Source organism: Streptomyces sp. GbtcB6, assembly GCF_019091475.1.
GTDB lineage: Bacteria > Actinomycetota > Actinomycetes > Streptomycetales > Streptomycetaceae > Streptomyces > Streptomyces hyaluromycini.
In genome coordinates, this window is the sequence record NZ_JAGXJL010000271.1 from 1 (window position 1) to 275 (window position 275).

At 56.0% G+C, this 275-nt stretch carries 1 protein-coding gene; it reads left to right on the top strand.

Translation table 11 applies throughout. The annotated features are described in order from the left end of the window. Positions 1–5: 5 nt before the first annotated feature. Entirely contained in the window at positions 6–155 is a 150-nt protein-coding gene (locus KVT45_RS58640) for a DNA cytosine methyltransferase (protein ID WP_368857580.1), read from the top strand. Positions 156–275: the final 120 nt, after the last annotated feature.

The following is a 275-nucleotide window of genomic DNA, read 5'->3' on the forward strand; positions in this document are numbered from 1 at the left end:
TTACCCTGCGCGAAGGCGCACGACTGCAGGGATTCCCCGATGACTTCAAATTCCTGGGCGGCGCGCTGCAAAGCAACGCCACCTTGGTTGGCAACGCCCTCGACGCCGAGTTAGCTAACGCCACGTACCGTTCGATTCGCCGAGCGCTGGAATAAGCCCCCCCTCCTAAAGGAGTAAGCAGTTTTACGAATCCCCAGGCGAGCACGCGGACTTGACATCACTAACAACTAACACTAGATTGTTAGTTGTTAGCTCACCCCTTGGGAGTTCCAATG